Genomic DNA, 7944 nt, shown 5'->3' on the forward strand with positions numbered 1-7944 from the left:
GGTCGGGGATCAGTGGTGGCCGTGGCCGCTGGTGATCTCCTGGTACTCCTCGGTCGTCGGCTTGGGAATCTGGTTCGCCTCGCCGTAGTAACCCTTGCTGAGCTTGGCGCGCAGCTTCTCGGTGCGCTTGACCTTGCGGCGCACACCGTTCTCGTCGACCTCCGGGCCGATCTCGGCGGGCTTGTACTGCTCGTGCGCGGTCAGCTTGTACCGGTCGCCCTGCGCCAGCGGCTCGTGGACCTCGACGAACTCACCGTGCGGCAGACGCTTGATGATGCCGGACTCGCGTCCGTGCAGCACCTTGTCCTTGTCCCGCCGCTGCAGACCCAGACAGATCCGCTTGGTGATGACGAACGCGAGGACCGGCCCGACGAAGAACGTGATGCGCACGAACCAGGTGATCGCGTTGATCGACATGTTGAAGTGCGTGGCGAAGATGTCGTTTCCGCCACCCAGCAGCATGATCACGTACGCGGTCACCCAGGCGACGCCCAGCGCGGTGCGCGTCGGAGCGTTGCGCGGACGGTCCAGGATGTGGTGCTCGCGCTTGTCGCCGGTGATCCACGACTCGATGAACGGATACACCGCGAGCACCCCGAGCATCAGCCCGAAGAGGACCAGCGGGACGAAGACACCCAGGGCCAGGGTGTGGCCCCACAGGTTGATCTCCCAGCCTGGCATCACCCGGACCAGCCCCTCCGCGAAGCCCATGTACCAGTCGGGCTGCGCGCCGGTCGAGACCATGTCCGGCCGGTACGGGCCGAGCGCCCACACCGGGTTGATCGTGAACATCGCCGAGATCATCGCGATGACGCCGAAGACCAGGAAGAAGAAGCCTCCGGCCTTGGCCATGTACACCGGCAGCAGCGGCATGCCGACGACGTTCTTGTTCGTCCGGCCGGGGCCCGCGAACTGCGTGTGCTTGTGGTAGAAGACCAGGATCAGGTGCGCCACCACGAGGCCGAGCATGATGCCCGGCAGCAGCAGGATGTGGATCGAGTAGAACCGCGCCACCATGTCGTGGCCGGGGAACTCGCCGCCGAACAGGAACATCGAGATGTACGTGCCGACGACCGGAGTCGCCAGGATCGCGCCCTGCGTGAAGCGGACGCCGGTGCCGGAGAGCAGGTCGTCCGGGAGCGAGTAACCGGTGAAGCCGGTGAACATGCCCAGGACGAAGAGCAGGAAGCCGAACAGCCAGTTGAGCTCACGCGGCTTGCGGAACGCGCCGGTGAAGAACACGCGCATCATGTGCACGAACATCGCCGCGAGGAAGATCAGCGCGGCCCAGTGGTGGATCTGCCGGATGAGCAGACCACCGCGGACGTCGAAACTGATGTCCAGCGTCGAGGCGTATGCCTCGGTCATGCGGATGCCCTGCATCGGCACGTACGAGCCGTGGTACTCGATCTCGTTCATGCTCGGGTGGAAGAACAGCGTCAGATACACACCCGTGAGGATGATGATGATGAAGCTGTAGAGCGCGATCTCACCCAGCATGAAGGACCAGTGGTCCGGGAAGATCTTCCGCATGTTGGCCTTGGCCAACGAGTAGATCCCGAGCCGGCCGTCCGCCCAGTCGGCGACCCGCTCACCGGCGGGCGCCTTCCGCTTGTTTTCGTCGATGGTGCTCATCCGCGCTCCCAGAAGGACGGACCGACGGGCTCTTCGAAGTCGCCGAGCGCCTCGAGATTGCCCTCCGCGTTCACACCGATCCGCAGCTGCGGAAGCGCGTGACCGGCCGGACCGAAGATGACGCGGGCGCCGTCGGAGAGGTCGAAGGTGGACTGGTGGCACGGGCAGAGGACGTGGTGCGTCTGCTGCTCGTACAGGCTGATCGGGCAGCCGACGTGGGTACAGATCTTCGAGTAGGCCACGATGCCCTCGTGGGACCACTCGAGCTCGCGCTGGTCCTTGATGTCCTCCGGCTGGAGCCGGACGATCATCACGGCCGCCTTGGCGATCTCCGTGTTGAAGTTGTGGTCGTCCTCCCTCAGGCCCTCGGGCATGACGAAGGTCAGCGAACCCACAGCGACGTCCTCGGGACGCAGCGGCTCATTGGTGTTCATGTTGATGAGCTGCTTGCCCCTGGCCCACAGGGTGGTGCGGAGCTTGTTCTCCGGCATCGGGCCGAGCTCGCGCAGCAGCACCACACCGGAGAGCGGCACCATGGCCAGCGCGCCGAACATGGTGTTGCGGATCAGCTTGCGCCGACCGATCGCGGACTCCCTGGCGCCGTCCGCGAAGTCGGCCATGACCTTGGCCTTGACCTCGGGCGGGGCCTCGATCGCGTGCCGGTCGTCGGCGACCTCAACGTCGGACATCAGGGTGCGCGCCCAGTGGACGGCGCCGGCGCCGATGCAGAACAGCGCGAGGCCCAGCGTCAGGCCCAGCGAGAAGTTCAGCGCGCTGATGTGCCCGAACGGCCAGATGTAGACGATCTTGTCCACCGGGAAGATCACGAAGGCGGCGATGAAGCCGACCGTCGAGAGCATCGACAGGGTGAACAGGAAGGCCACGGTGCGCTCGGAGCGCTTGGCGGCCCGTTCGTCGAGGTCCTGGATGCGCGGCTTGTGGGCCGGCAGTCCCGGGTCGGCGAACGGATCGTCCGGGCGCTGGGCGACGGCTGTGCTGCCACCGTGTGCCGCGTCGTGCGCGGCGCCCTGCTCTGCGGGCAGGTTCTCTTCTGGAATGTCTTGGCTACTCATGACTTCTTGGCCTTAGCGGTGTGGGCCGCGACCCAGACGGCAACAGCGATCAGCGAACCGAGACCGAAGATCCAGCCGAACAGACCCTCACTGACGGGGCCCAGGCCGCCCAGCGCGAAACCGCCGGGGCTCGGCGTGTCGTCGCTGTTCACGGTCGTGACGTACGCGATGACGTCCCGCTTCTGCTGCTCGGGCAGTGTGGTGTCGGGGAAGGAGGGCATGTTCTGCGGGCCGGTCTGCATGGCCTCGTAGAGGTGCTTCGGGCTGACGCCCTCCAGGTCCGGGGCGTACTTGCCCTCGGTCAGCGCGCCGCCCTTGCCGGTGAAGTTGTGGCACTGGGCGCAGTTGTTGCGGAACAGTTCGCCACCCTTGGCGATGTCCGCGCCCTCGGGGCTGTACTGCTTCTCGGTCGGTGTGATCGGACCGGCGCCCAGGGAGGCGACGTACGCCGCGAGCTGGTCGATCTCGGCCTGCGAGTACACGACCGGCTTCTTGGGCACCTGAGCGCCGGGCTGCTGGGCGGGCATACGCCCCGTGCCGACCTGGAAGTCGACGGCGGCGGAGCCGACACCGACCAGGGACGGGCCGTCTGAGGTGCCCTGACCGCCGGTTCCGTGGCAGCTTGCGCAGCCCACGGTGTAGAGCTTCTGCCCCTCCTTGATGGCGAGGGACTGGGCGGTCGTGTCGGCCTGCGCCTTGTCCGCGGGTGCGAACGCGGCGTACAGCCCCCCAGTGGCCGCCAGCGCGAGGAGTAGGACGACGACCGCCGCCAGCGGATGGCGTCGTCGTGCGGAGAGCTTTTTCACGGATTACCCCGGTGTCAGGATCTTCTGCGTCGGTGCTTCTGGACTATGTCTGCTTCAGGCGGCGCCCGCTCGGGACGAGCCGCCCGCGCCGATTACTTGATCATGTAGATCGTGGCGAAGAGGCCGATCCAGACGACATCGACGAAGTGCCAGTAATAGGACACGACGATGGCGGCGGTTGCCTGCTCGTGGGTGAATCTCCGGGCCGCGTAGGTCCTCGCCAGGACCAGCAGGAAGGCGATGAGTCCGCCCGTCACGTGCAGGCCGTGGAAACCGGTCGTCAGGTAGAACACCGAGCCGTACGGGTCGGACGAGAGGGAGAGCCCCTCGTGCTTGACCAGCTCGGTGTACTCGAAGACCTGACCGCCGATGAAGATCGCACCCATCACGAACGTGATGATGAACCAGGTGCGCAGCTTCTTCACATCGCCCCGCTCGGCGGCGAAGACGCCGAGCTGACATGTGAGGGAGGAGAGCACCAGGATCGTGGTGTTCGTCGCCGAGAACGGGAAGTTCAGAGCTTCGGCTTTCTCTGCCCAGAAGTCGGCACCCGTCACCGATCGCAGGGTGAAGTACATCGCGAAGAGGGCCGCGAAGAACATCAGCTCGGAACTCAGCCAGATGATGGTTCCGACGCTGGTGAGGTTCGGCCGATTGACCGACGGGTGCGCGTGCCCGGTTTCTACTGTCGTTGCTGTCGCCACGACCGACATTATGTCGGTCGCTTATCCCGCCCTCACTCCGGGGGGTGCTCTTCGGAGTGTTCCGGCCCTCAACGGGACCTTCCGGCGGGGCCGGACGGCCCATCGAAGCCGTGTCCGAACCGGTGCTGACAGGCAGTGGGACGGAGTAGCATCCGGCGCAACAAGCCTGATCGAACGAGTGCGGAGGAACCATGCAGTCGAGCGCCACGGTCCTGGTCTACAGCGACGACTCGAACACCCGCGAGCAGGTCAGGCTGGCAGCGGGGCGCAGGCCCGCGGCCGACGTGCCGCCGGTGCGGTTCGTGGAGTGCGCGACCCTGCCCGCGGTCCTGAAGACCCTCGAGGAGGGCGGCATCGACGTCTGCGTGCTGGACGGCGAGACGGTTCCGGCGGGCGGGATGGGCGTGTGCCGGCAGATCAAGGACGAGGTCTTCGACTGCCCGCCCGTGCTGCTGCTGATCGGCCGCCCGCAGGACGCCTGGCTGGCCACCTGGAGCCGCGCGGAGGCGGCGGTGACGCTTCCGGTCGACCCGGTGGAGTTCGCGGCGTCCCTCGCAGCCCTGCTGCGCGGTCGCCTCTCCATCGGCGCCTGACGGGCGCGGCCGGGGCTGAGCCTGGGGCCGCGCCCCCGTCTTCGGCGAGTGAGCCGAAAGGGCGCGCGGCTGCTGAAAGGGAGAACGCTCGGAGATCGCGAGGTACGTGGGGGCACCTCCCGGACGGAGTCTGTGGGAGATCGAGCACGATCGACCGTCGGCAGACGCACAAAGCGCCCTGGAGGTGAACCGAGCCCTCAAACCACGGGCCGCAGCCGGGCGGTCACGGGGGTGGCGTTGCCGTTCGAGGCCTCGGAGCCGGGGACCAGGGCGCTGCCCTTGCGCCACTTGTCCCAGGAGAGGTTCCAGTCTCCGAAGCCGTTCCCGAACGTGTCCATCATGTCGCCGTAGCTGTTGACGACCTCGACGATGTCGCCCTCGCGGACGGTCTTGAAGAACCACTCGGCGTTGCCCATGGACATCCCGACGCAGCCGTGGCTGACGTTCGCGGAGCCCTGCGAGCCGACGGACCAGGGCGCGGCGTGGACGTACTCGCCGCTCCAGGTGATGCGCGTCGCCCAGTAGACGGGCAGGTCGTACGACTCGGAGCTGCCTTCGGCGATGCCGATGCTGGTGCTGCGCATCTGTACGAACTGCTGCTTGGCCAGCACGACCTTGATGCCGTTGCGGGTCTCGAAGCCGGGCTTGCCGGTGGTCACCGGCAAGGTTTTGATCACTTCTCCGTTGCGCTTCACCGTCATGGTGAGCGCCTCGGCGTCGGCGACGGCCTCGATGCGGTCCCCGATGGTGATCTTCAACGGCTTGGAGGGGCCGCCGTAGAGCTTGCCGGCGACCTTGACACCCTTGAGGTTGCTGGCGACGTCCACCGTGGCTCCGGCGGGCCAGTACTCCCTGGGCCGGTAGTGCAGGGTCTTGTCGTCGACCCAGTGCCAGGCGCCCTCCACCGCGGGCTTCGAGGTGACCTTCATCGCGCGTTCGACCACCGCCCTGCCCCTGCCCTCGCCGACCGCGTGGCTGAGCTTGGCCGTGATGGGCTGCCCGACTCCGTAGGTGCCCGCCTCCGGGCCGAACTCCGCGGTGAGGAAGGTCTTGGCGGGTGCCGTCTCGAAGAAGAGCGTGCGCACACCCGGAGCGCCTTCGTCGTCCTCCGTGGAGACCCGGACGGTGTACTTCACGCCGGCCGCCAGCGGGGCCGTGGAGCGCCAGCGGACGCCGTCGGCGGCGAGTTCGCCCGCGAGGTGATGTCCCGCGTCGTCCATGACGGTGACATCGGTGATCCGTCCCCCGTCACCCTTGGAGGTGACCTCCAGAGGCTTGTCGGGGTCCACCTTCGTGGCTCCGGACGCGGCGTTGAGGCTGACCTGCCGCGCCGCGTCGTACGGCGCGGCCGACAGCGGGTGCCGGTCCGGTTCGCCGCAAGCGGTCGCGACCACACCGAGGGAGACGACCAGCGCGATGCAGCTGACGGCACGGATGCGAGGCGTGTGGTTCATGAGCACACGGTATGAAGAATCGTCAGCCGCGGCGCGCGGGATGACTCCGAACGAGTGGGCCCGGATCACCTCACTGGAGTGAGGTGATCCGGGCCCGTCGCTTGTTCTGCTGTTCTGTTGTACTGCCGTTCCGCTCAGGCGGTACTACTGGTTCTGGCTCTCACCGCGGTAGTACTCGAACACCCAGCCGAACAGGCCGACCAGGAGCAGCGGCAGCGAGAAGTACAGCAGCCACCAGCCGATCGCCACGCCGAGGAAGGCGAGCGCGCCGCCGATGCCCAGCGAGAGCGGCTGCCAGCTGTGCGGGGAGAAGAACCCCACCTCGCCGGCCTCGTCGGCCACGTCGGCTTCCTTGTTGTCCTGCGCCATGGCGTCCACTCGCCGGGCCGTGAAGGCCAGGTAGTAGCCGATCATGACGGTCAGGCCGAAGGACAGGAACAGAGCAGTGGTGCCGACCGGCTCCTTCGACCAGACGCCGTACAGGACGGCGACGGCCAGGATGAAGACGCTCAGCCAGAGGAACATCTTGCCCTGGATCTTCACTTGCTCTCCTCCTTGCCGCCGACCAGCACACTGGCGCCGTGGCCGCCGTGCTCGAGCTGGTCGAGAGCCGCGATCTCCGGGTGGTGCAGGTCGAACGCCGGCGATTCACTGCGGATACGCGGCAGCGTGAGGAAGTTGTGCCGCGGCGGCGGGCAGGACGTCGCCCACTCGAGCGAACGGCCGTAGCCCCACGGGTCGTCGACCTCGATCTTCTTGCCGTACTTCGCCGTCTTCCACACGTTGTAGACGAACGGCAGCATCGACAGACCGAGCACGAAGGAGCTGATGGTCGAGATGGTGTTCAGCGCGGTGAAGCCGTCGGCGGCGAGGTAGTCCGCGTACCGCCGCGGCATGCCTTCCGCACCGAGCCAGTGCTGCACCAGGAACGTGCCGTGGAAGCCGATGAACAGCGTCCAGAAGGTGATCTTGCCGAGCCGCTCGTCCAGCATCTTGCCGGTGAACTTCGGCCACCAGAAGTGGAATCCGGCGAACATCGCGAACACCACCGTGCCGAAGACGACGTAGTGGAAGTGCGCGACGACGAAGTACGAGTCCGAGACGTGGAAGTCCAGCGGCGGCGAGGCCAGGATGACGCCGGTGAGGCCACCGAAGGTGAAGGTGACCAGGAAGCCGATCGTCCACAGCATCGGTGTCTCGAAGGACAGTGAGCCCTTCCACATCGTGCCGATCCAGTTGAAGAACTTCACGCCCGTCGGCACGGCGATGAGGAACGTCATGAAGGAGAAGAACGGCAGTAGGACGCCGCCGGTGACATACATGTGGTGTGCCCACACCGTCACGGACAGACCGGCGATCGCGATCGTCGCACCGATCAGACCGATGTAACCGAACATCGGCTTCCGGGAGAAGACCGGGATGATCTCCGAGACGATGCCGAAGAACGGCAGGGCGATGATGTACACCTCTGGGTGGCCGAAGAACCAGAAGAGGTGCTGCCACAGCAGCGCGCCGCCGTTGGACGCGTCGAAGATGTGCGACCCGAACTTGCGGTCCGCCTCCAGGGCGAACAGCGCCGCGGCGAGGACCGGGAAGGCCAGCAGGACCAGCACACCGGTCAGCAGGACGTTCCAGGTGAAGATCGGCATCCGGAACATCGTCATGCCGGGAGCGCGCAT

Annotated in this window: 8 protein-coding genes; 1 reads left to right on the forward strand and 7 read right to left on the reverse strand. The window is 66.7% G+C overall.

The window, feature by feature from the left end; translation table 11 throughout:
* Positions 1 to 9: 9 nt before the first annotated feature.
* From qcrB to ctaE, 4 genes are all read right to left on the reverse strand, one after another.
* On the reverse strand, positions 10 to 1635 hold the full coding sequence (gene qcrB, locus ACWD01_RS35015; protein ID WP_451167709.1) for a cytochrome bc1 complex cytochrome b subunit: 1626 nt from the start codon (positions 1633 to 1635) through the stop codon (positions 10 to 12).
* On the reverse strand, positions 1632 to 2708 hold the full coding sequence (gene qcrA / locus ACWD01_RS35020) for a cytochrome bc1 complex Rieske iron-sulfur subunit (RefSeq protein ID WP_451167710.1): 1077 nt from the start codon (positions 2706 to 2708) through the stop codon (positions 1632 to 1634). Before qcrA ends, qcrB begins: the two co-directional genes overlap by 4 nt.
* A complete protein-coding gene (gene qcrC, locus ACWD01_RS35025; protein ID WP_356891674.1) occupies positions 2705 to 3514 on the reverse strand; it encodes a cytochrome bc1 complex diheme cytochrome c subunit in 810 nt (269 codons plus the stop codon). Before qcrC ends, qcrA begins: the two co-directional genes overlap by 4 nt.
* 92 nt (positions 3515 to 3606) lie before the next feature.
* Entirely contained in the window at positions 3607 to 4227 is a 621-nt protein-coding gene (gene ctaE, locus ACWD01_RS35030; protein WP_451167712.1) for an aa3-type cytochrome oxidase subunit III, read from the reverse strand.
* A gap of 182 nt (positions 4228 to 4409) precedes the next feature.
* On the opposite strand from ctaE, the gene ACWD01_RS35035 reads away from it, so the two are divergent.
* Positions 4410 to 4811 (forward strand): hypothetical protein, encoded by a 402-nt coding sequence (locus ACWD01_RS35035; protein ID WP_451167714.1) that lies wholly within the window; start codon positions 4410 to 4412, stop codon positions 4809 to 4811.
* Positions 4812 to 5008: 197 nt separating this feature from the next.
* On the opposite strand, the gene ACWD01_RS35040 is transcribed toward ACWD01_RS35035, so the two are convergent.
* The 3 genes from ACWD01_RS35040 to ACWD01_RS35050 form a co-directional block, all read right to left on the reverse strand.
* Positions 5009 to 6265: an Ig-like domain-containing protein gene (locus ACWD01_RS35040; RefSeq protein ID WP_451167716.1), complete on the reverse strand. Its 1257-nt coding sequence runs from the start codon at positions 6263 to 6265 to the stop codon at positions 5009 to 5011.
* A gap of 144 nt (positions 6266 to 6409) precedes the next feature.
* Positions 6410 to 6808, reverse strand: a complete 399-nt coding sequence (locus ACWD01_RS35045) for a cytochrome c oxidase subunit 4 (protein ID WP_451167718.1) — start codon at positions 6806 to 6808, stop codon at positions 6410 to 6412.
* Positions 6805 to 7944 (reverse strand): cytochrome c oxidase subunit I (locus ACWD01_RS35050; RefSeq protein WP_451167720.1); only part of this gene is annotated, 1140 nt, incomplete at its 5' end. The genes ACWD01_RS35045 and ACWD01_RS35050, both read right to left, overlap by 4 nt.

The organism is Streptomyces sp. NPDC002835, from assembly GCF_053591995.1.

Coding starts and splice junctions, on each gene's coding strand:
- ctaE (WP_451167712.1), bottom strand. CDS start 4,227: ATGTCGGTCGTGGCGACAGCAACGACAGTAGAAACCGGGCACGCGCAC.
- ACWD01_RS35040 (WP_451167716.1), bottom strand. CDS start 6,265: ATGAACCACACGCCTCGCATCCGTGCCGTCAGCTGCATCGCGCTGGTC.
- qcrB (WP_451167709.1), bottom strand. CDS start 1,635: ATGAGCACCATCGACGAAAACAAGCGGAAGGCGCCCGCCGGTGAGCGG.
- ACWD01_RS35035 (WP_451167714.1), top strand. CDS start 4,410: ATGCAGTCGAGCGCCACGGTCCTGGTCTACAGCGACGACTCGAACACC.
- qcrA (WP_451167710.1), bottom strand. CDS start 2,708: ATGAGTAGCCAAGACATTCCAGAAGAGAACCTGCCCGCAGAGCAGGGC.